The 22,993-nt window shown below is 42.6% G+C and carries 28 protein-coding genes; 10 read left to right on the top strand and 18 right to left on the bottom strand.

Features of this window, described 5'->3' with window-relative positions; genetic code table 11:
* Window positions 1-8: 8 nt before the first annotated feature.
* Both ACFFAP_RS19580 and ACFFAP_RS19575 read right to left on the bottom strand, forming a co-directional pair.
* A complete protein-coding gene (locus tag ACFFAP_RS19580; protein WP_375512764.1) occupies window positions 9-320 on the bottom strand; it encodes a hypothetical protein in 312 nt (103 codons plus the stop codon).
* A gap of 138 nt (window positions 321-458) precedes the next feature.
* The gene (locus ACFFAP_RS19575; RefSeq protein ID WP_375512763.1) at window positions 459-656 is read right to left on the bottom strand and encodes a hypothetical protein; all 198 of its coding nucleotides are present in this window, start codon (window positions 654-656) and stop codon (window positions 459-461) included.
* Window positions 657-755: 99 nt separating this feature from the next.
* On the opposite strand from ACFFAP_RS19575, the gene ACFFAP_RS19570 reads away from it, so the two are divergent.
* Window positions 756-935, top strand: coding sequence for a hypothetical protein (locus tag ACFFAP_RS19570; RefSeq protein ID WP_229549735.1), 180 nt, complete (start codon window positions 756-758; stop codon window positions 933-935).
* 366 nt (window positions 936-1,301) lie between these two features.
* Here ACFFAP_RS19570 and ACFFAP_RS19565 read toward each other — a convergent pair whose 3' ends face one another.
* Window positions 1,302-1,547 (bottom strand): hypothetical protein, encoded by a 246-nt coding sequence (locus tag ACFFAP_RS19565; protein WP_375512762.1) that lies wholly within the window; start codon window positions 1,545-1,547, stop codon window positions 1,302-1,304.
* Window positions 1,532-1,777 carry a hypothetical protein gene (locus tag ACFFAP_RS19560; protein ID WP_375512761.1) on the bottom strand — a complete coding sequence of 82 codons (246 nt, stop codon included), beginning with the start codon at window positions 1,775-1,777 and terminating at the stop codon, window positions 1,532-1,534. Before ACFFAP_RS19560 ends, ACFFAP_RS19565 begins: the two co-directional genes overlap by 16 nt.
* 418 nt (window positions 1,778-2,195) lie before the next feature.
* On the opposite strand from ACFFAP_RS19560, the gene ACFFAP_RS19555 reads away from it, so the two are divergent.
* Window positions 2,196-2,504 carry a hypothetical protein gene (locus ACFFAP_RS19555; protein ID WP_375512760.1) on the top strand — a complete coding sequence of 103 codons (309 nt, stop codon included), beginning with the start codon at window positions 2,196-2,198 and terminating at the stop codon, window positions 2,502-2,504.
* Here ACFFAP_RS19555 and ACFFAP_RS19550 read toward each other — a convergent pair.
* Together ACFFAP_RS19550 and ACFFAP_RS19545 are read right to left on the bottom strand one after the other, a co-directional pair.
* Window positions 2,495-2,884 (bottom strand): single-stranded DNA-binding protein, encoded by a 390-nt coding sequence (locus tag ACFFAP_RS19550; protein WP_375512759.1) that lies wholly within the window; start codon window positions 2,882-2,884, stop codon window positions 2,495-2,497. The two genes, ACFFAP_RS19555 and ACFFAP_RS19550, sit on opposite strands and share 10 nt — an antisense overlap.
* Before the next feature lie 168 nt (window positions 2,885-3,052).
* A complete protein-coding gene (locus tag ACFFAP_RS19545; protein WP_375512758.1) occupies window positions 3,053-3,757 on the bottom strand; it encodes a hypothetical protein in 705 nt (234 codons plus the stop codon).
* A 51-nt stretch (window positions 3,758-3,808) separates the two neighbouring features.
* Between ACFFAP_RS19545 and ACFFAP_RS19540 the strand changes: the two genes are divergently transcribed.
* The gene (locus tag ACFFAP_RS19540) at window positions 3,809-4,060 is read left to right on the top strand and encodes a hypothetical protein (protein ID WP_375512757.1); all 252 of its coding nucleotides are present in this window, start codon (window positions 3,809-3,811) and stop codon (window positions 4,058-4,060) included.
* Window positions 4,061-5,168: 1,108 nt separating this feature from the next.
* Here the strand turns inward: ACFFAP_RS19540 and ACFFAP_RS19535 are convergent.
* Window positions 5,169-5,369, bottom strand: coding sequence for a hypothetical protein (locus ACFFAP_RS19535; RefSeq protein ID WP_375512756.1), 201 nt, complete (start codon window positions 5,367-5,369; stop codon window positions 5,169-5,171).
* A gap of 122 nt (window positions 5,370-5,491) precedes the next feature.
* On the opposite strand from ACFFAP_RS19535, the gene ACFFAP_RS19530 reads away from it, so the two are divergent.
* Window positions 5,492-5,953 carry a hypothetical protein gene (locus tag ACFFAP_RS19530; RefSeq protein WP_375512755.1) on the top strand — a complete coding sequence of 154 codons (462 nt, stop codon included), beginning with the start codon at window positions 5,492-5,494 and terminating at the stop codon, window positions 5,951-5,953.
* Window positions 5,954-6,609: 656 nt separating this feature from the next.
* Here the strand turns inward: ACFFAP_RS19530 and ACFFAP_RS19525 are convergent.
* Window positions 6,610-7,500 carry a hypothetical protein gene (locus ACFFAP_RS19525; protein ID WP_375512754.1) on the bottom strand — a complete coding sequence of 297 codons (891 nt, stop codon included), beginning with the start codon at window positions 7,498-7,500 and terminating at the stop codon, window positions 6,610-6,612.
* Window positions 7,501-7,669: 169 nt separating this feature from the next.
* Complete coding sequence (locus tag ACFFAP_RS19520) at window positions 7,670-8,245, bottom strand: thermonuclease family protein (protein ID WP_375512753.1); 576 nt, start codon at window positions 8,243-8,245, stop codon at window positions 7,670-7,672.
* Between the two features lie 84 nt (window positions 8,246-8,329).
* Between ACFFAP_RS19520 and ACFFAP_RS19515 the strand changes: the two genes are divergently transcribed.
* From ACFFAP_RS19515 to ACFFAP_RS19505, 3 genes are read left to right on the top strand one after another with little or no spacing between them, the layout of a single operon-like run.
* Entirely contained in the window at window positions 8,330-8,983 is a 654-nt protein-coding gene (locus tag ACFFAP_RS19515) for a hypothetical protein (RefSeq protein ID WP_375512752.1), read from the top strand.
* Between the two features lie 54 nt (window positions 8,984-9,037).
* A complete protein-coding gene (locus ACFFAP_RS19510) occupies window positions 9,038-10,336 on the top strand; it encodes an O-antigen ligase family protein (protein ID WP_375512751.1) in 1,299 nt (432 codons plus the stop codon).
* Window positions 10,218-12,005, top strand: a complete 1,788-nt coding sequence (locus tag ACFFAP_RS19505) for a hypothetical protein (RefSeq protein ID WP_375512750.1) — start codon at window positions 10,218-10,220, stop codon at window positions 12,003-12,005. Before ACFFAP_RS19510 ends, ACFFAP_RS19505 begins: the two co-directional genes overlap by 119 nt.
* 30 nt (window positions 12,006-12,035) lie before the next feature.
* On the opposite strand, the gene ACFFAP_RS19500 is transcribed toward ACFFAP_RS19505, so the two are convergent.
* The 9 genes from ACFFAP_RS19500 to ACFFAP_RS19460 all read right to left on the bottom strand — a co-directional run bounded on the left by ACFFAP_RS19500 (window position 12,036) and on the right by ACFFAP_RS19460 (window position 20,719).
* Window positions 12,036-13,049, bottom strand: a complete 1,014-nt coding sequence (locus ACFFAP_RS19500) for a hypothetical protein (protein WP_375512749.1) — start codon at window positions 13,047-13,049, stop codon at window positions 12,036-12,038.
* Window positions 12,982-14,208, bottom strand: coding sequence for a hypothetical protein (locus ACFFAP_RS19495; protein WP_375512748.1), 1,227 nt, complete (start codon window positions 14,206-14,208; stop codon window positions 12,982-12,984). Before ACFFAP_RS19495 ends, ACFFAP_RS19500 begins: the two co-directional genes overlap by 68 nt.
* Window positions 14,209-14,311: 103 nt before the next feature.
* Window positions 14,312-15,109 carry an HNH endonuclease gene (locus ACFFAP_RS19490; RefSeq protein WP_375512747.1) on the bottom strand — a complete coding sequence of 266 codons (798 nt, stop codon included), beginning with the start codon at window positions 15,107-15,109 and terminating at the stop codon, window positions 14,312-14,314.
* Between the two features lie 124 nt (window positions 15,110-15,233).
* Window positions 15,234-16,316 carry an ATP-binding protein gene (locus ACFFAP_RS19485; protein WP_375512746.1) on the bottom strand — a complete coding sequence of 361 codons (1,083 nt, stop codon included), beginning with the start codon at window positions 16,314-16,316 and terminating at the stop codon, window positions 15,234-15,236.
* 96 nt (window positions 16,317-16,412) lie between these two features.
* On the bottom strand, window positions 16,413-17,456 hold the full coding sequence (locus ACFFAP_RS19480; RefSeq protein ID WP_375512745.1) for a metal-dependent hydrolase: 1,044 nt from the start codon (window positions 17,454-17,456) through the stop codon (window positions 16,413-16,415).
* The gene (locus ACFFAP_RS19475; protein ID WP_375512744.1) at window positions 17,456-18,439 is read right to left on the bottom strand and encodes an AAA family ATPase; all 984 of its coding nucleotides are present in this window, start codon (window positions 18,437-18,439) and stop codon (window positions 17,456-17,458) included. Before ACFFAP_RS19475 ends, ACFFAP_RS19480 begins: the two co-directional genes overlap by 1 nt.
* A gap of 11 nt (window positions 18,440-18,450) precedes the next feature.
* Window positions 18,451-19,059 carry a hypothetical protein gene (locus tag ACFFAP_RS19470; protein WP_375512743.1) on the bottom strand — a complete coding sequence of 203 codons (609 nt, stop codon included), beginning with the start codon at window positions 19,057-19,059 and terminating at the stop codon, window positions 18,451-18,453.
* A gap of 432 nt (window positions 19,060-19,491) precedes the next feature.
* Window positions 19,492-20,106, bottom strand: a complete 615-nt coding sequence (locus tag ACFFAP_RS19465; RefSeq protein ID WP_375512742.1) for a hypothetical protein — start codon at window positions 20,104-20,106, stop codon at window positions 19,492-19,494.
* A 343-nt stretch (window positions 20,107-20,449) separates the two neighbouring features.
* Complete coding sequence (locus ACFFAP_RS19460) at window positions 20,450-20,719, bottom strand: hypothetical protein (RefSeq protein WP_375512741.1); 270 nt, start codon at window positions 20,717-20,719, stop codon at window positions 20,450-20,452.
* A 125-nt stretch (window positions 20,720-20,844) separates the two neighbouring features.
* Between ACFFAP_RS19460 and ACFFAP_RS19455 the strand changes: the two genes are divergently transcribed.
* The 3 genes from ACFFAP_RS19455 (at window position 20,845) to ACFFAP_RS19445 (ending at window position 22,772) form a co-directional block, all read left to right on the top strand.
* A complete protein-coding gene (locus tag ACFFAP_RS19455; RefSeq protein WP_375512740.1) occupies window positions 20,845-21,102 on the top strand; it encodes a hypothetical protein in 258 nt (85 codons plus the stop codon).
* 541 nt (window positions 21,103-21,643) lie between these two features.
* Window positions 21,644-22,351, top strand: coding sequence for a hypothetical protein (locus ACFFAP_RS19450; protein ID WP_375512739.1), 708 nt, complete (start codon window positions 21,644-21,646; stop codon window positions 22,349-22,351).
* 175 nt (window positions 22,352-22,526) lie between these two features.
* Window positions 22,527-22,772 carry a hypothetical protein gene (locus ACFFAP_RS19445; protein ID WP_375512738.1) on the top strand — a complete coding sequence of 82 codons (246 nt, stop codon included), beginning with the start codon at window positions 22,527-22,529 and terminating at the stop codon, window positions 22,770-22,772.
* Window positions 22,773-22,993: the final 221 nt, after the last annotated feature.

Genomic DNA, 22,993 nt, shown 5'->3' with positions numbered 1-22,993 from the left:
GGATTTAATCATTGGCTTTCCATTGGATCTTCACGCCCAATACCGAGCGATCGCAAACATTCGCGTACTGACTCAACATCAATACCACAGTAATAAAACTGCTTTTGCTTTAGATCACCGATACAATATCCTGACCTCCCGTCGCTAGCACGAAACAGCTCGGTCGCCAGATATTCACGCGAAATTTCGTATTTACGGGTAGCAAATTCCAGATCAGGCGGTTCACCAGATGGATTGTAAAATGAACTTCCTAGTATGTGCTGTATGCGTCCACATTCGTGATAAAAAATTCTAAGATAACTGGGAATGCAAATATTCATTCTATTCCTCCGTTAATTACTTTCGCCGCACCCGGCCCGTGAAGTAGTAAGCCTAAAAAAGTAAAGAGAGCTTCAGGTCGCTGTGTTATTTTAGAAAAGAAGCAGCCCCTAGTGGGGCTAGAGGCTGCTAATTAGGCGCTAGGCGGGATCTTCAGGCTCCTCGTCTTGTTCAGACAATGCCTTGTCGATTTCATCCATAACGTCTTTCGCTGTTACTACGTCTTCTCGATCGCCCGTTTCCGGGTTTACCTTGTAGAACACGTCGCTGTCGTCAACAACCCGTTCGTACTCAACTTCCGGGTTGTACTCCCCTTTTCCGTTACCTGATTGGGTCAATTTACCTCCTTGTGAGGGTGTGTATTTGTTGTCCCTCATCTTTATATTATATCATGATATTTATCATGATATAAATTGGGGTAAACAAATATTGAAGTCATGCCCAGAAAAAAGTTAGACCGCCAAAAAGATTACATACAATTTGTTATAGACACTGAAGACAAAAAAGCTTTTGATACTTGGTGTTTGGCTAATGGTACTACCATGAGTGACGTTATCCGTAAAGAGATAGCCCCTTATATCGCCAAAGGTAAAAAGCTTTTGAAGGAGGGTGAGTGAAGGTAGTCTCTGGGATTTACTTCATAAGGTGCAAACGTGCGTAGTTTACCGCCGTAGGCATCGCTTCTTTATGAGTTAGTTAAGCCAGAATAGCGATGTTTACAACGGGCTACGCCTACGCAGGTACGCAGGAACCAGCCAAAAACGCAACTTTCCCTAAGCCAGCCCTTGCAACCAGACACAGCAAAGAAAGAAGCTGCTGCGAAAACGCGGCGGTTACTCATGCTGGCCTGGTTACAAGCCTAGTTGCGTTTTTGGCTGGAAAAATCCCGGAGAACAAACAAATACAATTTTTCACTACAAATATTTAAATTATTTCAACACAAATTAAGAGGCCAAATTCTATTAATCTGGCCTCGATTTTATTTAAACTAAAACTTTTCTAATACTCAAACTCCATCTATCAGATTTAACTTTCTTCACTCCATGATATTTCTTACAATCAAATTCAATCACCTCACCGTTACTCAATAACTCAATATTTCCATCATAATAAAATTCAACCTCCCCACCAAATAAACTATCCTCGCTTATATTCACAACTACAACTTTATTATCAAATATATCTCTATCAACATGATTTTTTAACTCAGATCCTATTTCATATTCCAATCCTCTCCACCCCACAACTCACTACATTTTTTCTTTAAACCTCTATCAATTTTAAACCCCTCAAAAACTCTACTTTTAAACCCTAAGTCAACTCCAATACCAAACCATAAACTCTTCCTTCCACAAATAACCTCTTTATTATTCCATCTTTCATTAACTAATAAACTTTCATAACTTTTAACCCAATTCCACACCTTAACTTTATTCACAAAACCTTTTTTAATTAACATAATAAAACCTCAAATATTCAACCTTTGTTAATACTATTATATCATAAAAATCCATGTATACATGGTACAATAGTTATTATTAGGTTTTAACTTATGCTTACTTTTTCTTTACTCTCAGGTGTTTCCTCAGTCGGTTTTTCAGGGTCGCGTTCCCCGTCACCTGCTGCGGTGGCCGCCCTTGCTCCCCTGCTCCCCTTTGTCCCCAGCGCCGGGTGTCGTGTGTCGGTGGGTTGCGCTGCGGGTGTCGATTCACTTATACGCGAGTTTTTCGCCGGTTCCCCTTCCCTGCTGGTGTTTCGCGCCTCTGCCCCCAAGTTTGCGCGTGCAGGTGCGGTAGGCGCGTTGGCCTTGCGGTCTGCGGCGTGTGTGCGGTCAGTTGCCCCCGGTGCGCGTGGTCTTTTAGTGGTGTCACCGTCAGGTGCGTGTCCTTCTGGGGTGCGCCCTAGTCGTTCGTTTCGTGGCTGCGGGTCTGGGTCGTGGGGGTCGGCGGCATTGGCTGCGGGGTTGGGTCGGCGGGTGGTGGTGTGGCTTGCTCCCGGTGTGGTTCCTCCAGTTTGGGCCAGTTTTGCATGGGTTAGTTGTGGCGGCGGGTGGTGGTCAGTCTCACGCTCGGCCCAAGTTGCCCCGGTGCAGCTGTCGCTTTTCTAGTTTGGCAAGGTTAAACCCTGGTCATTGCGGCCAGGGTTTATTTTTGGCTAGCGATCGCCTGCCAATGCACTACAAATAACGGTTAACTTTTTCAGGTAATGGCTCGACTTCTTTATCAGAAACAGGTTTAAAGGTAATCAGTCGCTCGTACACATTCTCACCTGCATCATCTTTACCAGTACAGCGACTAAACCAGACAGCTGCACCAAATTTATTAGATGGCGATCGCCTAATAAACTGATATCCTTTCCAAGTTACTATCGCCGCTCCATACTGATCGCTACGCTCGACATTTGCATCAATACTAGACCAATCAAAGCGCTTAAACTCCTCAATATTTCGTTGATAATTGGGCGCAGTATTGGGAGTCAGCCTATTTATTGCCTCAGCTATTTGCTCTAATGCAAGCATCTGGCGGTGTTGAATTTCAAGCCAAAGGTTAGTTTGTTCTGGTGTCATGGTAAATTCTTAGAGGATAAATTGATGTGATGGTGATGTTAGCGATCGCCTTGTGTAAGAGCGGTGCTAATATAAAGTTGCCCGGTGGTGTAATAGGAACCTTGGTCGGATACTGTTTACTCTGGGCTTAAACCCTCACTTAATGGCTGTGGGCTGGCGGCCAGTTACTTAACAGTCTGCAAACTCTGGTTCGGGTTCAGGGTCAAATCCCCATGTACGCCTTTCAGACATGGCTGCATCCCTTCGATTTAACCAGCAGTATTCGTATTGGCGTTGAGTTTCCGCCCCGATATATTTCCACACTGCAAAGATGTGTTTATCGGGTATCTGTCCCTGAGTTTTGGCGTTGAGCATCAAGTGCTTAGTTGCAACACTGTCCTGGTCAAAAGCCTTTTCTATCCCCGAATATGCATGACAAGTACAGGTAACTTCATGCTGATACAGCTTGAGTTCATAAAAATCACCTGTGTTACCACGAGCTATTAATTCATCCCACTCGCTACCTGGTTCAAGTTTGTAGGGGTCAGCCTTTGCCCAGCAGCGCTCTATTAATATCCCTACATAGTCAGCCTTGCTAATGAAGCGAGATATGCCACGAATTTTAATCAGTTGCCCACGCTTGCTGATTTTATTAACGATGTGCAAGTAGACTTGATTTTTGTAAACATCAATGGTGGCGTAATCAATCCCAGTTTTAATTTGCTCTGGTGTCCAGCCCCATTTTTGAAGTAAAGATTTAGTATTTTCTAAACTGTAAATGTGTCGTAGTGCGTAATCTTCACTGTTATTTTCATTCAGTAAAGATTGATGAAAAGGAGAGTAATTATAATTAGCGCGGGTGTGAGCAATAGCAGAGAATTTTGTTGTCGGCATTGGTCGGATACCTTTTAAAGTCCATGTAAACATGGTAACATAGGTTTTATCATGTTTACATGGCGAGTTACAATATTTTTGGGAAATATTTTTAGGGATATGAAGCGAGATAAACCTTACGAAATTCAGCAGGGTGAAGGTGGCTTGTTTGTCTCTGCTGGAGATGAACCAATAGATAGCCCTGTAACTACCCTGCGAATGACTAAATCTATGTATGAGCGGCTTATCGCGGTTGCTGGGAAAGAAAAAGCCAGTTGGATCAGACAGGCGATCGCTGAGAAACTGGAACGAGATGCTAAGTAGAAGGACGGCCAAAAATGCCACTCTCCCATTCGCCAGCCCGACGACCCAGACACAGCTAAGAAAAAACTGCTGCGACAACGCGGCGGTTCTGTGGGCTGGCCTGGGTCATCGCCTAGTGGCATTTTTGGCCGCTTAAGAATTGGTCATTAGTCATTCGTCATTAGTCATTCGTCATTTGACTATAGAAAAAGCGATCGCTGTCGGGTGCGATCGCTTATTAATTAAACCCAGTAATAATTGCTGTATGGCTTGGGTGTATTCTGTGCGGTAAATTCCCAAACTTTACGCCGTGGTGAAGGCGAATAACTTACATGAATTGGTCTATCTTTACCGTAGTAATAGATAGAATCAAAATTAAGAGTTCTTAAAAACCCAATAACCTTTGTACTGTCAACTCCCATTATTTTAAAATCACAAGCAGCGCCCAGATGTTTGCAGTAATAGTTACCCTTACCGTTCCGCTCGTGCGCTGTGTGCTGGTCAACTTTTACGCAAATACGCGGTCTTGAAAAGTTACTCTTGGGGGAGACCCCCAAGACCGTACTTTTCGCTTTTTCACGGTTCAAAAACTTCAATAAATCTTTGCTGCAAAAACCGTAGGTGAGCTTAAAGTTTTCAGCACCAAATTTATTGATAACTGGTGTGAGAATTAATTGATGCAGATTGATTAAAGCTTGCTCACTCTCTGAATTTTCAGGATAAGGATTGATGAGGTGTGAGTATTTAGCGTAGGTATTTGAGCAGGTGCAGAGTTCTTGGAGCATTTGGGGGGTGGTTGTGGTGGAGATTCTTAGAGGAAATGAAGAGAAGGGAGCGATCGCTTGGGGTGCGATGACCTACGGTCGGTCGTAGACCATCGCAGGAGAGCGTTAATAACTCAAGAAAACTTCTTCAATTAAATTTATATTGAAGCTGCCGTAACTCCAGCAAACTCTACACCATTTTGAATCTAGGTATTCTTCAAATATGCCTTCGTTTCTGCTAACTTCTTTGGTGAATTGATTGAAGTGTTTTACTTTGTCGCCTTTCTTAAGTTTCATGTGTGTTTTCCTTAAATAATTAGAGGATGAAGGGGGAGCGATCGCTTGTGGTCAGCGATCGCAGATATTTAGAAAGGAACAACAAACCGTTTAAAGTAGATTTCCAGGTCTGAAGGATTTAGTAAAACCTCATTACCTTTGGAATTTGCACAAACAATTCTTAAATATTGCTTGCCATCAATTAATTCAATCTTGCCGCCAACGATTTCTACATAGTCGTTGAGTTCGGGGATAAAGATTGAAGCAGGAAAAGTTTTATCAGGTGTCATGAGTTGGTGTCCTTGGTCGGGTACACCTACATTATAACTTATTATAGTGCGTGTACGCACTATAATAAAATAGTCTTCATAGAATCTTTAATAATATAGCGTGTGTACACACTAGAATAAAAATGCAGTTTCTTGGTAAAAATATGACTGGGACTGGTAGGGGCCGACCGGGAGGGAACCCGGAATTTGGGACAAAATATAAATTTGATTATGGGAATGAAGAGACAAAAACGGAGGCTTTAACAATTCGGGTAACGCCTTCGTTTTTGCAAGAAATAAAAAATATCGCAGGCGATCGCTATCGGGATTTTTGTAGAGAAGCGATTGTAGAGAAGCTAGGGCGGGAGGTGGCCGCCCAAACTGGAACTAAAACAGTGACAACTGAACTGGCGACTGGGCAGGGGAAGCAACCTGACAACAACCAAACCACCCAGTTAAACCTGGAACTGGAGACAGACCCCACGCCGACGGAACAGGCAACGACCCTAAAAACACAGCGCAAGGTAGGCCAGAACCAAGGGCAAAAGCAAGCGAAGCCCAGGAGCCAGAGCCAGAGCCGGAAAAGCAGCGCGACTGAGAACTAGAGGGAAGTAGGCCAACTGGACACGGGGAAGTAGGGAACGAAACCCACAGACCGCCGCCAGCACCCACGGCACGGACACACGCCACAGACCGCGCCGCAAATGCACCACGGCCACGCCCCCACTGGCCACTAGCAACACTGAAAACCTCGGCCGTGGGGAAAGCTGACCGGAAAAACGCATCGACACCGGCCGCACAACCGACAAGAACGCGGGAGCCAGGGGGAACAGCAGCAGCGGCCACAGACAACGGCGCGGGAGACTCAAGCCACTTGCGGGAACCTGAAAAACCAAAGCAGGTGTAGCGGTCGAAAATTGTTGAAAGCATAGTATAAGATAATACTTTTGTGATTTTTAAAAACTGAGGTTATTTTGCAAAGCGACCGGAGTGGAGTGGAGGTGCGGGGAGCGGCAAGGACTCTCAGCGAAGTGCAAAAACTTGGCCACCCAAAGCTCACCGTGCCGAAACATAATGGAATGACTGGAACAATATTCGTTTTACGTAGGCGCAGCTCATCGTAGACATCGCACTTGTATAATTTATAGGATCATAATTTAATTGAAACCTCAAACCCTTGCTATATAAAATCCCCACCGCGAGGAACCGACGGGTGGGAGTTGGCCAAATGAGTAGATGTGTGTAGCAATAATATTGAGTTTTAGCGGTAAATTTTGACGTTATCAGTATCTAGAAAATCGAATTTCTTTAAGCCTAAGAATTCGCTCAAGAAATTTTGTTCAATGCAATGAAATTTCATCTCTGCAATGCGGTTTCTACGTTTGATTGCTGCGATCGCCCATTCCATTTGCTCCGAGCCAATGCCGCCGCGAATATGCAAACAGCGTACCAGTCCAGTTTTGCCAGGAAGCGATCGCTCTTTAGCAAGTAATCGATAATATCTAATTCTGCCAGGAAATTCGCCACTGTCTACTTCATCAAAGCCTGCCCGTGGTTTGAAGTCGTTGCAGTAGCCTTTGATGATAACTTCCATTGATGGAATCCAACCAGAAAGAGCGATCGCTTGACTTTCCTCTAAGATTTTTTCATAAGGCAGTGGTTTAAATTGCAATCCATCGTGTTGAACGACAAATTTATCTTTATCTAACTTAACTGCTTCAATTCCTAAAGTGCTTTCAATATAAGCCTTCAATTCAATGTGATTGTAAAATTTGGTGAAGGTTCCCAAGCTGGTTAGTTTGCCTGGGTCAATGCCGGAACCTCTGACATTAGATGAAATAATCAATCGCTTTTTGGTCAAGCTCCAAGCGTTTAGTAAAGCTTCCCGCCGTTCCTCTGGGTTCTCAATTACGTTGAGTACATAACTCATTGTTACAACATCGGCGGGTGTTGCAGCACTGGAAAAATAATAAGGATCGTAGCCATTTGACTTGTAACCAGCATTTAATAATCGCTCAACATCCCCGCCACGACGGCAGCCATAATCTAAGTGTGTTTCGTCCTTGCCCAATAACTGATGGTTGAGCATGGCTTTTGCTGTGGCAGATAAAGAATTTCTGTACGGAGCTGCTAAGTAGGATTTATCACTCATCTACTTAGCTTGCCCAAAAAACTTAAGCTTTTTTACATGGCTTTGAGCTTTTACGTAACTCTCGACCGGCTGGGCCGCGTTAACTTTAGGCTCATCACAAAATTAGGCCACGGCTTCCACCAGTTATCCATTAAACTCTTAATTTGTTTACAGTGTACACTGCATTAAGTTACCTGCTGCGCTGCTGCCTGCGATAATCCCAAGGCTTCTGAAAATTCCCTGACCAAACACCCAGCTTTTTAGACTGTGCGATCGCCTCTGCTTTTATAAAAACGTTACCATTAGGGCATTTTTTCACATATTGAGGATAGATGATCGCGAATCCGCTTGATAGCTGCTCCTCATTGAAGTTTTTCTCAACTCCGTTCTTAGAGGAAAAAACCTCAGCTACAGTTCTGCCATAGCGATCGCTCTCAACACTAACTACTGATACCTTACCCCCAACCTCGTTAACTAAACGCTGTAAATTAGCTTTTGATTCAAGTCCTAATGGTTGCCCTGGTTGTTTACCGTGTTTAATTTCGGGGCTGTCAATTCCACAAAATCTAATCTTCATTTCACGTTGACCTTGGCGGACAGCGATCGTATCACCATCACTTACCCTCACCACTTGCCACTGTTGCGACATCAACGGTGATTCATTGAGAACTGATTGAGAGAAAGATTTAGCACAGCCGGATAAGGCAAATGTACTGAGTGAAATTGCAATATAAATTTTGGTTACATGAAGCTGGGAAATTTTCATACTTAGATTCAACACTTACCAAAGTAATAATTGTTTCTCTAAGATGGATGCAGCATACTTGAATGTCAATGGTGTGGCGAACTTATGAAAATTAAAGGTATTTTAGCTTTAGCTTTAGGTGTGGGTGCGATCGCTTCTAATATGGCTCCGGCTGCGGCGCTTAAATATGGCAATGCTGAGGTTTACCGTGTTGGATCTGGGTCATCGGCTGTGATTTACTTTCACGGTATGCCTTCCTCTAGCATTAGTGCTGATATAGGTTACGTGTCAAAAGTTTCTTCAAAACTAGCTGGTAGCTGTGGTGAAATTGTGCTTTCAGGTTCTACAGTTGGTACATCACCAACTTTAAAAATTAATTCAACAACAGTTACTTTAGCTTCATTGCCAACTCAATTGCTCCCGACTTGCACCAGTGGAAGTTTTGCAGAGGCTCGATCTACAAACTTTAAAACTCCTGATGGCAAAATCGTACTAGTCGGCAATACGGCAGGCTCAAGCGCTACGCTGGACATTCCCAAAGCCACAGTTAAAACTGTGAAGATAAATGCTTGTGGCTTCGGCTCTTTCAAAGGCAGTGATTCTGCACCATTACCAACCGCTTTTAAGATAGGCTCAACGACTTACTCAGTGGCTGCTTTGCCTGATGCTATGGATGCCCCTAAATGTAGTTCTGGTGTTGGCTACGTGCCTGCATCTTGGATAGGTGCTACAGCTGCTGCTGGTACTGGTGGATCATAATTCATAAATAATTAAGTTAAAACAGTGAGGTTGAATTTCAGCCTCATTTTTTTTATGAATAAATTAGTCACAATACTTTTTACTTTAAGTATTATTTTGATTAATCCCTTTGGTTTAGATAGAGGCTCAATATGGACTCAGCCAAAAATCTTAATTATTGAATTAATTTGCATATTAAATTTATTTATAATTTCTCAGCACAAATTAAAGTTATCTAAACTTTGGAAAATAGCAGGTTTTTTATGGGGACTATTTCTTTTAGTAGGAGCGATCGCAACAATTAATAGCCCTGAACCAATGCGATCGCTCCTCGGACAATCCATCGCAAAAGATGGGCTGTTGTACTGGGGATTAATTGCCCTATTTACCCTGAGCAATGCTCTGGTATTGAAATTAAAGCCAGAGATAGCTAAACAGCAACTAAAAGGCTTGATAATTGGTGGTGTAATTCTTGGCTTGAGCATTTTTCCTCAAATACTCAACTGGCATATTGATTACACTGTTACATCAGGACAATTGTTTAAAAGTCATATTCTTAAAAGTAGTATTTATCGAGAACAGCAGCCTATAGGCTTGTACTCTCACAGAGGTTTTGCATCATTTACCCTAGCAGCAGTAGGAATAATAGCCCTGGTAGGGTGGCGCAGTTCGTGGATTAATAAAAGGTTTGCGGCTGTGACTTGTGCTGTAATTATTCCGGCTCTCCTGTTTACACAGACTAGAGCGGGGTTATTAGCCTTTGTTGTGGGGGCTGGTTATCTCCTAGGAAGAAAGCATTATAAATTAATTTTTGTTGGTGCGATCGCTTGTATTTTAATAATCACTACATTCTCTCAAACTAGAAATGTTAATAATGACTCCATAATTTCCAACTTGACATCAAATAGAGATTATCTTTGGAAAATATCAACTACCAGAATTAAAATGCGTCCCTTTGGATGGGGGTTTGATGGATTTGAAATTGCCTATCCTCACCTTCCAGATGGCACAATCAAAACTGAACCGATAACGGCAACAAAAGCCCACAATCTTTTTATAGATACTGCCTTATCAGTGGGAATCATAGGGTTAGCTGTGTATTTGGGGTTGATAAATTTTTGCCTGTGGTATGTGTTGAAATCGTCTTATAGAGACATTGGGGCGGTTGCGATCGCATATCTAATTTTCACTTTTACATGGTACGAATGCGCCCAATACACACACATATTTTGGTGGTCATTAAGCTTCTTTGACTATGAAAAGGTTAATCACAGCAGTTTTACTCGTCATCAGTCATCAGTTACCAATCATGGCTCAATGGTCGCCAGAGTTAGAAGCTGGGTTTCAAGAGCGAAAACAGCAATATTTAAGTAAGTTTGAGTCTGGAAAATATGGAAGTACGGCGTATGAGTATGAAAAGCAGTCTTATCCAAGGGCAATGATTGATTTTCTTAGAGGAAACAGGGAGAGTGCGATCGCATTCCTCGAAAGTGAAGATGCTGATTCCTCTAAGAATAGTCACATATTAGGATTTGATTTCTACTCAGGCTTTACTCTAAAGGGTCAAATCAGAAAATACTTTGGTTTTGGTCAGTTCCTTACCCCTGACTATAAAACCAAGATGAAGGAGGCAATGAGGATTTTTACAAAAGATGATCCCTTAACTCACCACTTCCCCACACCGCGAAAGTTTTGGGAAAAATCACAGGATAACTGTAATACCTGGATTGATTGCAGGAACACAGACAACCTCCGGGCAATGCGGGAAATTAGCGCCTACTTAATGGCTGAGGAGGCTGGAAACGAGCGTACACGGCAAATATACAAGGAAAGGATAGCGGTTAAGGTGCGATCGCTCTACCAAATTGGGCAGGGCGAATGGGATAGTGAAGCTTATCTCGGTCACGCGCTGACCACTTACGTTAATCTGTATGACTTTGCCAAAGACGAGGAAGTGAAGGCGATCGCAAAATCGGCCTTAGATTGGTTCACCATCACCGGGGCATTGAAGTACTGGCGCGGTGGATTCGGTGGGCCATCCAAACGTGATTATAGCGATGGTAACTGTGTCTGGTGTTCGGGTGCAGCCCAGGCGCTAGGGTTGTATTTTGGAGATTCACCCATTAGGGATGTTAACCAAAATCCTGATTTAGTCCACCTCATCACCAGCAGCTACAGGCCACCCGCCGCAGCTGTGACACTTGCCAAAAAGCAGTTTACCAAACCGCTAGAATTACTCAACTCAAAACCGACTTATGAGAATTGGAAGCCTGGGGGACAAGACCAGCCCCAGTTTTACGAAACTCTGTACTTTGGTAACAGTTTCCAACTGGGGACACTGGCACAAGGTTCCGGCGGGGACTGGAACGGATTTAAACTAATGGCTTTTAACTCGCGGCGGGGGGTTGATTATTTCATTGCGTCGTCAGGAAAAGACCCGACTAAAATATCAACTTCCTCGTCTGGTAATGATGCTGTGGCACAGTACCAAAACCTAGCAATTTGGCTGAATGATAAGCCTGGCCCGTTCCAGTTTTTTCTGCCTAAGACTGCTCATACCGAGATTCTTAGAGGAAACCTGTTTATTAGACTTGAAAAGACTTGGTTGAGCGTAGCACCAATTAACCTACAATTTGGTGCAATTAACAGTAATCTAAATCGCTATCCTAATGACCAAATAATAACAGCAATTGCTGTAGGTGGAGGGATTAGCGGCTTTGCCTTAGAAGTTGGAGAAAAGGAAAGTTACGGTACTTGGGAGGAATTTAAGCGATCAATTTTGGTCAGTTCTCGATTGAAGGTAAGCGACCATACCGTTGAATACTTTTCCTCTAAGAAAAAGTTAAAGGTGCAGCACCAGGGGCAAGAACTGCCCAAAGTTTGGCGAAATGGAAGGTTCCATGATTGGCGCACTCATTTTGATGTTTACCGCGCTGATACCTCTAGTTTAAATAAAACCCCAATTTATCAAGCTTGGAAGAGTGGAAAACTGGAAGTAATAGCAGGTGGTGAGCCAGCACGGTCTTGGGGGTTTCCCCCATGAGTGACTGGCGAACCTCGAAGAGGTCAGTATTCAAATTTCAGCGTCTTTGATAGACAAAACTAACAGCTTAATCGTAAATAGCGATCGCCTCATCTTTGCCCAAGCTCGATAAGTTGTAGCCTTTGTATTATCTAGGCTATTTTGTCTTGTCAAATAACTTTCAGTATCGCTATTACCTCTGACATAACGTAACTCGAATACTTTAAACTGGTCAACTGCTCGACTCGCCACAACCTGAGCAGTTTGAAAATCGGTTCTCGCTTCATCGAAAGCGATTAACGATTGAGCTACTTTATCCCGAATTGTATCAGCCAGTTGTGCGCGGCTGCGCTGAAGTTCAGCCACCTTTACCTGAATATCGCTGATAGCGATCGCGTTGCGCTGCGCGTCAGCATTTCCGCCTTGGCTTCCCTGGAATAGTGGGATTCCAATTACATTTAACAACCCATTAATTAGGTTAGTTCGACCACTAAATATCCCGGCGATATTATCAATTAACCCTGTTCCTGGCGCTTGTGGTTGCCCTGCTGTTGGTGTGGGGCCAAGTAAATACTGTAATCCTGGAGTTAATATAGACAGTTGAATAGATTTTTTATTCCTTACTTTCGCCTCATCAATGCGAGAGTTAGCCTCAGCGATGCGGGTATCAATTTCTTTGAGGAGTGGAGATTGTGCGATCGCTCTATCCTGTAACTGCTGTAAACAAACTGCCGATGTTTCTAAACAGGGAAGTCCGCCGCGCAGCAGCCGCCACATATCATCATTCATTTCTCGCTGCAAAATGACATCGATGCTGGGCTTGTTAAAAGGATTCTGTTCAGGTTTAGGTAGTTTTGAATCAGATTCTTGATCCGCCTGCTGTGCCTCCTCTGGCGATAGATTATCCTGTGGCTGGTCGTCCTGAATTGTCTCGTCCGGTGTCTCGGAACTTTCTCCGGTCGTAGGTTGTGGCGGGGTTGTCGGGGTATGCCTCTGTTTAGCGGGTGTGGGAACTGGAATCGGGACTGGTGGAGACTGGGCGTTGGCGAAGCCCGCCGAAGGCATCGCTTCCCCCATCAAGAGAGGAAACAGCAGCAGCGCTAATAGTAATAGTTGTCTCATACTTCCCGTTGCGTCCCACCCAAGGTTTTATGCGCCTAATGTAACCATTGCGGGGCGATCGCAACATCGGGATAAGTGCTAGTTTATCTTCAATGTTGGTCAACGAAATTGCTAATTGTGCTAACTGATAATCTCTGTCTCTAACAGACTGGGCATATTCTTGCTGTTGTCTTGCATATTCCTGTTGAGTTTGGTTCTCTTGCTGCTGTCTACGCGCCTCATTAAGATTTGCATCATATTCTGTCAGTTGGCGACGATTTTGAGCCGCAGTCAAGCGGGACTCAGCTACCTCCAAATCAGACTGCGCTAGGCGTACATTTATCTGAAGCTGCTGTAATTCCTGTTGTTGGAGAATAGCAGAAGCATTGAGTTTGGCTTTTGCTTGGTCGAGTGCGGAGTTTGCCTGATCCATTTCAGATCGCATCTGGTTTAATTTAGCCTCTTCATGTTGCAAGATTTCGGTTGAGAGCTTCATATCACGCATTGACTGGATCATCTGCTCCTGTTCTTGCACTTTTGAATTGGCAATTTGCAAGCCTGCCTCGGCATTCTCTGACTCTGCCCGTCGCTCTGGGTTGTCTGTTTTTAACAGCTGTGTACGCGCCTCTAAGACTGCCTCAGCCTGGGATAACTTCATTTTGCCTTGTGCGATCGCTGCACTTTCCTCTGAGAAAATAGCTGGTGGTAATGGCTTCAGCCCTAGTGCTTGGGTAGGTTTGAAGGGTTCGGGAATAGCCTTAGATTTTAGATTGTCAATTTGCAACTTGATAGATTTTTTCTGTTTATCTAAGCGATCGCGTTCTGTAGAGTTATCAGATATTACATCCCCTTTTTTAATTTCTTGCCCAACTCTGACCTTTAAAAATGAGGGATTATCAACACTGATACTCATTCTTAGAGGACGGTTTTGTTGGAGGATTGAAATAGCAGAATCGTCTACCCCATCCTCCGTATCAGGCTCAGGAGTATTTTTAATAATTGCCTTGCCTTGACTTTCTGCAACGGCTGTTTGATTCTGGGGATAATATTTAGTTGTAAAAATTAGTCCAGCTAGCCCAATGGAAATATAAGTAATTAAGTTATTGATATTAAATTCTTTCATGGCACTAATCAATCCATCTTTCTCCCATCTCCTATAGTTCCCATTTTCAGCCAATATTTTAACGCTTGGAAGGCATAAATATACGCCTTCCAGTTTTACTTAACTAAAACAGTGGAATCTGATTGTAATTAGATTCCTTTTTACCGAGAACTTTAAGAATCTTGTTCCAACGCTTGACAGAATAAAATGGTTGTTCTTTATACCATTCCATTGGATCGGCATTGTGCTTTGAAGAATTACACCGAGGACAGGCTGGAAGAAAGTTTCCTAAACAATCTGGGCCTCCTTTGGATATTGCAATGAAGTGATCAAGTGTTAGCTGTTCTTTTAAACCACAGTAAGCGCACTTGTCATCAAACTGTTTATATAAATACTGAATTTGCTCAAGATTATAAGCAGCATGATGATTATTTTCTTTTCTTGACCTTCTTTTTCTAGAGTAAAAACTACACACTTTACGAAAATAACTTAATTTTTGTTGATATTCACTTCGTTTTTTAGCTCTTATTTTTTCACGGTTTTCTGCATAATATTTCCGAAGTCTTATTCTGTTAACTGCTAAAATTTGTTCTCTATTCTCCTCGTATTTTTGTTTTTTCTGTTGTTTTATTCGGTCACGATTTAATTCTTGGTACTTCTGATTATATTGTTTTCTATATTCAGGATTGTTTTTATGGAACTGACGATTACATCTTATTGAAGTTTCTCTATTCCTCTGATATTTTTTCTTATTCCAATCTGGATCTTCTAAAATACGCTGTTTATAAATTTCTTTTTCGCACTCTAGACAGCCCTTGGTGTTCTTCCTTCTGAGAGTTTTTCCAGTTTTATTCCATTCATGCTCTCTTTTGCACAAAGAGCCAAGATAAAGCTTTTCTGCATTAAAGTCTATAATATTCATGTTGACCTACTTGTATTAGGTTGACCACGTTTCGGGGTGTTACCAGCACCGCCGAAACATATTATTGAAATTATACCTTAAATTAACTAGAAAAGTTTGCTATATCTTAGTATATAACTAATATTTAAATACGTTCATAATATGGCTTTATTTTAGTATGAAATCCGTCGTTATCCATTCTAATCAATGCCTCTAATGGTTGAAGATTGGTAACTAACCCAAGTGCAAATCTGAATCTTCGAGCAACCTTAGCAGCTTCTACCTGGTCAACGGCTAGCACCACTTTCGTTGATGAATTGGCTAGAACAGTATTAGAAATATCTGCATCCATTTGACTAGCAACAATTACCCCCAAACCAAATTTCCGGGCTTCGCTGGTGATTCTCTCAAGAGTGTTGGAAGATTTTACCTCTTTCACTTCATCCAAAATTACATAACAGCGAGGGACTCTCCCATCAATTTCTCCCATGAGTTTATGACTATCAAGAAGCTGTTTTAATAGAGTTTCTGCGGCGATCGCACTTAAGCCCGGTACTTTAGATAATGCCGATAAGTCAAATCGCACAAGGGGAAAGTTGATTGATGGTTGAGTTTTACTGAAAATTCCATATTTAAGAGTAGCTGCCAGTTTTAGCAATAACTTTTCTGAGTCCTTGCAGCCATCTTCTAAACGACTTTGAAGTTCAGCTTCTAAATCAGCAAAATTAGGAGGAACATTCGTCCAAGTTGACTGGTCTTTTTGAAAAATACCTCTACTTTCATAGCAACTTATAAAGGCATTTAAGGTTAAGCCTTGCTGATTTTCACCCATTTTTAGGGACTTTCTCAGGATAGATGAGACAGCGATCGCTTGTAAATCTGGGCCACCACCTTTTGGATCTAAGTCAATTACCAAAGGGTTTAACCCGTATGGAGACTCAGCATCAAGTGAATAGCAAACTTCGTTAGGTAGCTCTAAGTCACCATGAAAATCTGCGACAACTATTTTGATATCAGGAAATAATGATGGGAGTTCATGAGCGATCGCTTTTAATGTCTGTGTCTTACCGCTCCCAGAAGTCCCTAAAATAGCGGCGTGTCCATTCCGAAGTTTGGCGGGATTCCAGTAAACTTTGTCACCTAGCAAAATGCCAGATGTATCAGTAACAGAAGTCTTTTTAGATTGATTAGGCTTTAAAGTGGCTGCTGGCAGTGGTTTAGGAGGCATTGGGTATTAGGGGATAGGGAATAGAGATTAGGTTAGAAGTTAGACATTGGACATTGGACATTGGACATAAGGTATGGGGAAAAAGGGGAGTGGGGACTATTGACTGCCGCTATTAATCACCCTGACTTGAAGTTGACCTGTGGCGAATTCTTCACCCAGCTTATTCTGGACAATTGCAAGGGGTGCAGCTTCTAAAGTGATGCTGCTATCAGTCGCCTTAATGGTGGGAAACTGATACGGGTCGCTTGGTAAACCTGCGGTTTCCAGCCCATCCACCATTAACTGACCGGAGATGAATACCATCGCCCCAGTGCGGTTAAACTGTGCGATCGCGCTTCCTATCGGTTCATCCTCCAGGGTCAGCGCCTCAATATTAGTAATGGCTGGTCGTCCCACATCCGCCGTGATTTCCTCTAAGAATATTTGGGAATCAGGTTCGGTTGAAGCTTTATAAATCCGCCCGTCGTCACTTTGGACTAAAAAGCCAGTTCCCTGCACCTGGATAATTAGATATTGCCCATTTACCTTAGAGCGATCGCCCGTGCGTACTCCTTTGATGTTGGCTTTGATTAAGTGAGTTGACCCCGACTCGTTGAAAATATGTTGCACCCCTGAAGGGGACGCGATTAATCGGTTGAACTGGGTTAAAATTCCACCTGAGTTGTTGATGCTAAAAGTGCCGAGAGCGATCGCAATCAGCAATATAAGGATGAAATACTCAGCATTACTCCCAGTTCTCAATCTCAAGTTACGATTGCCTGGGCAGACACAGCGAACAGGTGAAGGCCAGAACATTTCCACACCGCCACGGGTAAAAATATCTGCGAACCACCCAAAAAAGTAGCCCACGCTTAGAGCATGAGCGAGATTCAAAAAAGAAGGATTAAATAATGCTACACCGTACCCCATGACTGCGATCGCACCACTAGCAACTAAACTGTGTGTGCAGCTGCGATGTGGCATCCTGCTCTCAAAAAATCTACTTATCCACGGGAGGACACGTCCGGCGGGTGAGGTCGAAATGTCAATGTCTGGGAGAAGACCTGCGATCGCACCTGCTGCAATAACAGCAGGGTTGGCAGTTCCAAGGAGTAAACTGGTAGCGGTGCCACTGATTAATAGATGAGATATTCCCAGCACTAGCGTATCCTCCTATCTTCTGGTGGCAGATTATATAGAAGGCGAGAAAGACCAAGGAACACAGCCGCCGCGATACCTCCAAAAATGTACAAGGCTTGATCGCCAGTCCCCAGCCCGATAAACCTCATAATCACAAAGGCAATTCCCGCCAGGAGTATTAAAGGGGTGATGTCAAAGTAGCGGCGATGGTCGCCTGACTCGACATCTAACCCCAAATATTCCTCGTCTACGGCTCTCGCCGCTAACATCGGGTTGCCACCTGCTCTTTCCTGTAATTTAGATAATTCCGAGGGTTTGAGTGCGATCGCTCTCTCCGCAGCCGCTTGAATCATGATTTCCCGAATCGCGTACTCTGGCAGGGGTTTGAGTTCGATTCTGGGAATGTTGATAAAAATGTCGGTGCGTGGTGGGTCAGTGGCGAGTAACAGCATAGGCGCATCGCTGCGTCTTAACTGCTTAAGCCACATTCTAAATTTTGCATCGCAACAGTGAGCGTCATCGAGGACGAGGAAGGCTGTGTTTTCCTCTAAGAATTGGGCGATCGCCCTTTTTAGTTTGTCAGCCGTGAGTGACTTACCCTCTAGGTCTTCGGTTGGTATGTCGAACTGGTGAGCGATTTCCAGCAACATCTGTTTAGGGGTGGCTGGTTCGATGAATGCGACCATGAAGCCATCGGCTTGTAGTTTTTCAACAACTGCGATCGCTAAGGTGGATTTACCACTCCCGTCTTCCCCAGCTATGAGAATAGCCCCATTCGCTAGGAGTGAGGCTGTAGTTCTGTTTAGCTCTGCTTGTCGATAAATTCGGAACTCTCCAGGCGCGGGTATCTGTTCTATTACTGGTGCTGGTTCTTGAGTCTCGTTCTTAGAGGAAACTTTGAAGGTCAGTTTAGGGGCGATCGCTATAACTCCCCCTATACTCAATGTCAGTAATAACAAAGGATTCAACCCATTAACAGCAACAATTGCACCAGTTACCAGCATTCCCAAAAACTTTAAGCTGCGCTGATAGAACCCATTGCGGCGCTGATCAATGAGTCTGCGTAAGCGAAAGGGTCGATGCTTGGCATTTCCCCCGATTCCTTGATTTTGGTTTTTAGCTCATCTGGTAATAGGTTTGGATTTTCAATGAAGTGACGAGCGAGTATATTCTCTGCAATCAACGTACCAGCTGCTTTCCCCTGTGCAGATTGTACGATTGCGTCAACATCATCGACTTGCCCTGAAGACTGCGATCGCTTCTGCTTGGGTGCGTAGGTCGGGGTAACTTGCTGAGTCTCGGCGACAGTCAAAGTAGTTGTAGGTGCTGGCTGCTCGTCTTCAATTGGCCCGGATGGTTCGGGTACTGTATAGCCTTGCATTCTACCAGTTTGCTGTATATGTTCGTGTAGCGCGTCCATGTGAGCAGTCTGTCCGGCATCTAGATAAGCTTTTCCGCCCTCCTTCCAAGTTGTAATCCGCAGGTATCGTGTCCGAGCGTAGAAGGAGTCACGCTGAATCCCATATTTTTTTTGCAAATCTAATATGGAAATTTTAGAAAAATTTTCTTCTTTTTGAGTCGGTTCGGTATCACTTGAAAGGGTATCTGGTTGAGTGTCTGCCATAATCCGCTTGTTGTATGCCAGTTTTTTAACTATTGTCGGGCATACAATCCGGCGTACAGTCTGGTGAAATTACGGGTTGTATTGTAAAGTTTTGGCAGACAACTTAATAAATTCAATTCTGCGGTAATTACGGTTTCCTAAACATAATTGCTACCAGCTTCCTTTGACTGCTTGTACACACGTATTAGCCCTTACGTTTACTAGGAAAGGCTCTCAATCGTTTCATCACTGAACTAACCTGTTCAGTTTAGCTGTTTGGGGAATTCGCCAACGGTATCGGATCTCGACTCAATACCTTATTGTGGTTTTGAAATTGTCTTGATTGCAGTTTTGGCTGTTTATGTTTGCAGTTCGTTACCAAGCAATAAGGTCTATAAGAACAAAGGTATAAAAAATAAGACCCTGATTTTTTACAAATCAGGGTCTTTAAATTTAATTGTTCTTGCAAAAGTCAGCGAACTCATCACCAGCGATGATTGTAGTGTCCAAGGTTCGCCGTCCCATGTTTTGAACAACAGGCATAAACTTGTCATAGTGGGTTGAGGAATAACGACCCACTAAACAACCAGCACTCCAACGACCAATACTATCAGGGGATGAGCCATCAAACTCAGAGGTAGTATGTTGGTTTATACCAAAATCTGAACCTGCATCAATGTAGTCGTTTTTGTCTCTGATGCCGTTCTTGTTGCCATCGCGGTAGCCTTTGATAATTCCGCATTGGACTAAAGCAAGTTGTCCTTTATGGTCGCCTACTTGCCAAGCATCTTTGTATTGACCGAAAGCAATTCTAAACACTCCTTCAGAGATACGTGTGTTCTTCGTATAATAACGCCCCGGTTCAGTTGTTGCCTCACAGCTTAAAAGAACCTCACCGTTATCACGTACTAAAATCCGGGCATCGTCCCAAAAGTCCAGTTTACCTTGCAAGGGTTCCCATGTATCAGCGTTCACGTCCTCTAAATAGACAATGTTAATGGCTAATACACGGTAGTCCTTACTACGCATATACTTAATGAGTTTTTTACCCTTCTCAAGTGTTGACATTCAGAAGATCCTCCAGTTTTTCAGCAAAAAAATTGTAAATAAAGTTAATAAATACTTCTGCTTTTGTCGCTATCCATACCCAAGATTTGCACTACAGTGTTACTTTTCCTGAAAAGAGTGAAATCTATATACAACAAGAGCTTACGGATGAGCTTGACTAAATAACGCTAGCAGAAATTAAACTAATCGGTTTAGTTTGCCCCTAGTGTAAACTATGCTATATCTGGGCCTACTACCGAGATGCAATCCATTTTTTGAGCCATTTATTACAAGAAGAGGTCTAAGAATTAATAGCTCAAAAAATAAATAGAATTGTGCCTCAGACTTTTATTAGACCAACTTATTATCCATCTGCTGGCTCAGAGCTTGGAGAGCTAACGTTCAATTTGTCGCCCTCCTTGCTCACTGAAAAGTCAGACTCACTTTTGCTACTTTGAGCAAGGCCAGCAGGAACAGCGATCGCTGTTCCTGCAAGTCCAAACCCAGATGATAACTGGGCTGGATTATTTTTTGAGTTTGGCGAGACTATAACAGCAACAGCAATGACTGCTCCAATAGTTGCTATAAACATAGGGGTTATAGCTCGAATTACTTCTGGGATGAGAGGTTTCATAGAGGTAAGTTATAGAATTGATTTTCCTCATAAGATAAATACGCAGGATTAAACTCCAATTCCAGAATCTAGAACCAATTTTTTACTATAAATTATGAATTAACGCCTAATGTGGATTAAAGAGAATGAGACTGGAAGGTGAGAACATCAATACCAAAAGCTTTGAGGCGATCGCTTTGCGCCGTCGCACCCCATTACGAAGTCTCTCAGTGCGATCGCATAACACAAAACCATATTGGGATTTGACTGGGATGCAGACTCAGGCTATAGCTGGGCTTGGGTCAAGAGAGCGCGGCGCTGGGGGAGGAATTTTAGGCGGGCGATGCCTTCGGCGGGCTTCTCTACGAGACGCTACGCGAACGCCTACGCGGACAAGGATTTAATAAAACTATGCGTAAGTTCTACATTAGTCAAAAAATAGTTGATAAAAATACTGGACTTTTGAATTACATACGGAATCAAAGTATACGGGTCATTTTTACGTTGTTATGAACAGAATCAAGCTAATAGATGGTTGATACTGAACTAAAAAATTACTGATTTGACGATTTTTGATGGTTGCTAAGACCTAAATAACTAAAATATTTTCGGGAAATAGTCAAAAAATTCCGTGTAGTAACTTTTGTTCAGAACCCCTAAAAAATCAATGTTACTCTGCCCTTGTTACCAACTTTCACCCAAATCTTGGTATTTGAAAGATTTCAAATTGGATTTATTAGTAAGTGTGTACTAAATTTAGCTTTCCCACAATTGGGTAAATGGGTAAAACTGAAGCGGATAAAAAGCTGAAAGCTTTATAGGACGGGCTTTGCTAGGCTCTATTTCCTTTTTAGCGGTCATTTCGGCTCAATGCCAAGTAAGGAATTTCATGAACAGGTTATGAAATAAAACTAGTAATTTATCCTACTGTAAATGAGGTGCAAAATGAAATTATTTCACTTATTTAAAAAAAAAGAGCCTAATCTTATTCAGTCATATTATGAAATTAAAAAAGAATGTCAATTTCAAATTTTTTTTTCAGGTATTCTTTTAATCAATTTTTTTATTCTGCAATATTCCGTACCAATCTCTCTGGTAATACTTGGTAGTCTCACAAGTTCAAGAGAACAACTTGCTTTATTTTTACAAAAAACTTCTACTCCATCTAAAGATACTCAAAAGACAGAACTAGATGAGACTTTAGCTAAGAAGAAAGCTGAAATATTATTGGGGAAAATAATATTTATATTTGGTATTATAACCATATTATTAGGTGTTATAAATAATACTGTTCGCCCCGCAGAAAATTATGATACTTCTGCTAAGTTTAATAGTAAGCTCTCCCAATTTAAACGGGACTTAGACTTACAAATTTTACATAAAGGAGGCTTACAAAATAAGTCAGCTAATACTGATGAATTCAAGCTTATATGCTTATTTTTGATGAAAAAAAGTGATGAGCTTACTAAGTTGATAAATGAATATAATGAAGCTAGATCCCTTAGTCCACGAGCAGCTAATATACAGGTTTTAAACAATCAAGAGGATAAAGATGAGTTAAAAAGTACTAATAGTACTTCGTGTGAGTTATTTGATAGTGCTATTTCTAATAATGCAACGATTAATCACTCAAATTCTAATAATCATAAATAAATCATAAATAAATAACAACTACAGTTAAACCGCGATCAAGCAACAAGGGGAAACAGTACTGGCTCTTAAAAGCCTTGATATCACTTGACTATGGCTACCAAAGTAAGAAAATCCACCAAGAAATTTCTTACTTTGGGCTTGATTTAGGCATTTTTACCATCTGCTGTCAAATGCGATGTCTAACGACAAGCCACAAGCCACCCTACAAACTACCAGTGCGATCGCCCCAAGCACATCTCACATTTCCTCTAAGAATTTGGCAAGCGCCAAGCTAGAAGAAGCGATGCCGTTCGCGGAGCGTCTCGTAGAGAAGGCGGCAAGCTACGCACCCGCAAGCACCTGTAATAATTATTGTGGATACCTGAGTACTCGCTACCCTTGCACTTCTACATTAGCTTTTAGTCTTGCTTACGCCCTTTGAGCCATTCCTCGATCCGTTCTTCAATCCACTGGGAAAAGTCCTCTACCCCATCCTCTAGGAATGCAGCCTTCATTCGCTTCTCAATCTGCTTATTTATATAGATGGTGGTTTGGCGATAGTCGGGGTGCGATCGCTTGCCTCCTCCTTGCTTGTTTAATTCAGGTTGGGGACTTCCAGGAAATAAAATATACAGCTAATAAAAATGATAATCATTACAAGGG

It is taken from the genome of uncultured Nostoc sp. (assembly GCF_964245575.1).
Classification (GTDB): Bacteria; Cyanobacteriota; Cyanobacteriia; order Cyanobacteriales; family Nostocaceae; genus Nostoc.
The sequence above is the reverse complement of the archived record's forward strand: the minus strand, read 5'-3'. Positions and strand labels throughout refer to the sequence as shown.

What these genes read in the sequence shown, in the direction of transcription:
- ACFFAP_RS19540 (WP_375512757.1), top strand. Translation starts at nt 3,809, where the DNA reads ATGTTTACATGGCGAGTTACAATATTTTTGGGAAATATTTTTAGGGAT.
- ACFFAP_RS19500 (WP_375512749.1), bottom strand. Translation starts at nt 13,049, where the DNA reads ATGCCTTCGGCGGGCTTCGCCAACGCCCAGTCTCCACCAGTCCCGATT.
- ACFFAP_RS19580 (WP_375512764.1), bottom strand. Translation starts at nt 320, where the DNA reads ATGAATATTTGCATTCCCAGTTATCTTAGAATTTTTTATCACGAATGT.
- ACFFAP_RS19525 (WP_375512754.1), bottom strand. Translation starts at nt 7,500, where the DNA reads ATGAGTGATAAATCCTACTTAGCAGCTCCGTACAGAAATTCTTTATCT.
- ACFFAP_RS19515 (WP_375512752.1), top strand. Translation starts at nt 8,330, where the DNA reads ATGAAAATTAAAGGTATTTTAGCTTTAGCTTTAGGTGTGGGTGCGATC.
- ACFFAP_RS19445 (WP_375512738.1), top strand. Translation starts at nt 22,527, where the DNA reads ATGTCTAACGACAAGCCACAAGCCACCCTACAAACTACCAGTGCGATC.
- ACFFAP_RS19460 (WP_375512741.1), bottom strand. Translation starts at nt 20,719, where the DNA reads ATGAAACCTCTCATCCCAGAAGTAATTCGAGCTATAACCCCTATGTTT.
- ACFFAP_RS19490 (WP_375512747.1), bottom strand. Translation starts at nt 15,109, where the DNA reads ATGAATATTATAGACTTTAATGCAGAAAAGCTTTATCTTGGCTCTTTG.
- ACFFAP_RS19545 (WP_375512758.1), bottom strand. Translation starts at nt 3,757, where the DNA reads ATGCCGACAACAAAATTCTCTGCTATTGCTCACACCCGCGCTAATTAT.
- ACFFAP_RS19520 (WP_375512753.1), bottom strand. Translation starts at nt 8,245, where the DNA reads ATGAAAATTTCCCAGCTTCATGTAACCAAAATTTATATTGCAATTTCA.
- ACFFAP_RS19495 (WP_375512748.1), bottom strand. Translation starts at nt 14,208, where the DNA reads ATGAAAGAATTTAATATCAATAACTTAATTACTTATATTTCCATTGGG.
- ACFFAP_RS19570 (WP_229549735.1), top strand. Translation starts at nt 756, where the DNA reads ATGCCCAGAAAAAAGTTAGACCGCCAAAAAGATTACATACAATTTGTT.
- ACFFAP_RS19470 (WP_375512743.1), bottom strand. Translation starts at nt 19,059, where the DNA reads ATGGCAGACACTCAACCAGATACCCTTTCAAGTGATACCGAACCGACT.
- ACFFAP_RS19465 (WP_375512742.1), bottom strand. Translation starts at nt 20,106, where the DNA reads ATGTCAACACTTGAGAAGGGTAAAAAACTCATTAAGTATATGCGTAGT.
- ACFFAP_RS19475 (WP_375512744.1), bottom strand. Translation starts at nt 18,439, where the DNA reads ATGCTGGTAACTGGTGCAATTGTTGCTGTTAATGGGTTGAATCCTTTG.
- ACFFAP_RS19485 (WP_375512746.1), bottom strand. Translation starts at nt 16,316, where the DNA reads ATGCCTCCTAAACCACTGCCAGCAGCCACTTTAAAGCCTAATCAATCT.
- ACFFAP_RS19550 (WP_375512759.1), bottom strand. Translation starts at nt 2,884, where the DNA reads ATGACACCAGAACAAACTAACCTTTGGCTTGAAATTCAACACCGCCAG.
- ACFFAP_RS19530 (WP_375512755.1), top strand. Translation starts at nt 5,492, where the DNA reads ATGCAGTTTCTTGGTAAAAATATGACTGGGACTGGTAGGGGCCGACCG.
- ACFFAP_RS19505 (WP_375512750.1), top strand. Translation starts at nt 10,218, where the DNA reads ATGAAAAGGTTAATCACAGCAGTTTTACTCGTCATCAGTCATCAGTTA.
- ACFFAP_RS19535 (WP_375512756.1), bottom strand. Translation starts at nt 5,369, where the DNA reads ATGACACCTGATAAAACTTTTCCTGCTTCAATCTTTATCCCCGAACTC.
- ACFFAP_RS19560 (WP_375512761.1), bottom strand. Translation starts at nt 1,777, where the DNA reads ATGTTAATTAAAAAAGGTTTTGTGAATAAAGTTAAGGTGTGGAATTGG.
- ACFFAP_RS19455 (WP_375512740.1), top strand. Translation starts at nt 20,845, where the DNA reads ATGAGACTGGAAGGTGAGAACATCAATACCAAAAGCTTTGAGGCGATC.
- ACFFAP_RS19450 (WP_375512739.1), top strand. Translation starts at nt 21,644, where the DNA reads ATGAAATTATTTCACTTATTTAAAAAAAAAGAGCCTAATCTTATTCAG.
- ACFFAP_RS19510 (WP_375512751.1), top strand. Translation starts at nt 9,038, where the DNA reads ATGAATAAATTAGTCACAATACTTTTTACTTTAAGTATTATTTTGATT.